Source organism: Actinophytocola sp., from assembly GCF_035712165.1.
GTDB lineage: Bacteria > Actinomycetota > Actinomycetes > Mycobacteriales > Pseudonocardiaceae > DASYTH01.
Map to the genome: position 1 here is coordinate 1 of NZ_DASTBH010000037.1, position 2,104 is coordinate 2,104.

2 protein-coding genes are annotated in these 2,104 nt (G+C 71.5%); one reads left to right on the plus strand and one right to left on the minus strand.

What is annotated here, in order from left to right; translation table 11 throughout:
* Positions 1–325, minus strand: a 325-nt coding sequence (locus VFO68_RS01845; RefSeq protein WP_325156352.1) for a glutamate-cysteine ligase family protein, incomplete at its 3' end; no start/stop codon positions are given.
* A 297-nt stretch (positions 326–622) separates the two neighbouring features.
* Between VFO68_RS01845 and VFO68_RS01850 the strand changes: the two genes are divergently transcribed.
* Positions 623–2,050 carry a carbohydrate-binding protein gene (locus VFO68_RS01850; protein ID WP_325156353.1) on the plus strand — a complete coding sequence of 476 codons (1,428 nt, stop codon included), beginning with the start codon at positions 623–625 and terminating at the stop codon, positions 2,048–2,050.
* Positions 2,051–2,104: the final 54 nt, after the last annotated feature.

Consider the following 2,104-nt stretch of genomic DNA (forward strand, 5'->3'; position numbering starts at 1 on the left):
CGGCGACCAGCCGCACGCCGGCGGAGTCGGCGGAGTCGGCCAGCGCCGTCCGCAGGGCGGCCAGCGACCGGCCCAGCGCGTCCAGCCCGACGACCGGTGCGCTGCCGAGCTCGATCTGCGTGGTCAGGTACTCGTGCTGGACCTGCTCCCGGAGCTGCGGAGGCACGTTGGCGTACACGTCCTCCACGGCGGGGGCCACCCGCCCGGTCTCGGGATCCACCAGGAGGAACTCCTCCTCGACCCCGACGGTGAGCAGTTCGGGGAGCGGACCGACCTCGACCGGACGGCCGGCGCGTTCGCCTCGCTCGGCCGTTACATCGCTCATCGGTTGTGGCATCCCTCCGCCGGCTGGTCGTCGCCCGCCGTTCGGAGTACCCGAGCGCCCGATGCCGGAAACCGCGCCGTCGACGTGCCCGGAAAGCGAGATCTTGGCAAGTTCGGGTTCGTCACGAACCCAAACTTGCCAAGATCTCGGCGTCCTGCGGTCGGACGGGCCGTCGCATCGATGGTCATTGACAAAGCGCGAGCGGCGGCTCTTAATGAGAGAGCGCTCTCTTAGCGCGCACAAGCCACTATTCGTCCGGTCCCCCCACCCCCATCACCTCGGCAGAGAGGTCGAGCGATGAGACCGTACCCACCCCTGCGCCGAACCGTGCTCGCGGCGGTCGCCGCCACCACCCTCGCCACCGTCACCACCCTCGCCACCGTCACGGCGGACGCCGCCGTGCCGCCCCCGCCCGCCGGCTGGTCCCAGGTCTGGGCCGACGACTTCACCGGCGCCGCCAACACGCTGCCCTCGTCCGCCAACTGGATCATCGATACGGGCACCAGTTACCCCGGCGGCCCGCCCAACTGGGGCACCGGCGAGCGGCAGGTCTACACGAACAGCACCGCCAACGTCGCCCACGACGGCAACGGCAACCTGCGGATCACGCCGCTGCGCGACGGCTCCGGCCAGTGGACGTCCGCCCGGATCGAGACCACGCGCACCAACTTCAAGCCGCCGGCCGGCGGGGTGCTGCGGATCGAGGGCCGGATCCAGATGCCCAACGTCACCGGCGCCGAGGCGAGCGGATACTGGCCGGCGTTCTGGGCGCTCGGCTCGCCCTACCGCGGCAACTACCAGAACTGGCCGGGCATCGGCGAGTTCGACATCATGGAGAACGTCAACGGGATCAACTCCGTCTGGGGCGTGCTGCACTGCGGCGTGGCGCCCGGCGGGCCGTGCAACGAGTTCAACGGCCTCGGCACCAGCCGCGCCTGCCCCGGGAGCCCGTGCCAGTCGGCCTTCCACACCTACCGGTTCGAGTGGGACACCGGCGCCAACCCCGATCAGCTCCGCTGGTACGTGGACGGCCAGCACTACCACACGGTCACGCAGAACCAGGTCGGCGAGCCGCACTGGACCAACATGACCAGCCACGCCGGCTACTTCCTGCTGCTGAACGTCGCCATGGGCGGCGCGTTCCCCGACGGCGTGGCCGGCGCCGCCACCCCCACCGGCTCCACCGTCCCCGGCCGGTCGATGCTGGTGGACTACGTGGCCGTCTGGCAGACCGGCGGCGGCACCAACCCGCCGCCCCCGCCGAACCCGCCCCCGCCGCCACCGCCCTCGCCGAACCCGCCGCCACCGCCGCCGGGCGGGACCGGCGCGTACGCCCGGATCGAAGCGGAGAGCTTCAGCCAGCAGTCCGGCGTGCAGACCGAGGCGTGCAGCGAGGGCGGCCAGAACATCGGCTGGCTGGCCAACGGCGACTGGGTGCTCTACCCGAACGTGAACTTCGGGTCCACGCCGGCGCGCTCGTTCGAGGCCCGGGTGGCCTCGGGCGCCGGCGGCGGCGTCAGCGGCCTGGTCGAGGTGCGGCTGGACAACGTGAACAACGCGCCGGTCGGCAGCTTCGCGGTGGCCAACACCGGCGGCTGGCAAGCCTGGCGCACGGTCCCTGGCAACGTCTCGGCGATCACCGGCACGCACAACGTGTACCTGCGCTTCACCAGCGGCCAGCCCGCGGACTTCGTGAACGTCAACTGGTTCACCTTCCGCACCTGACCGCGCCCCGTCCCAGGTTGATCATGAGGTTGGCGGTGCCGTTCCGGGCATTTC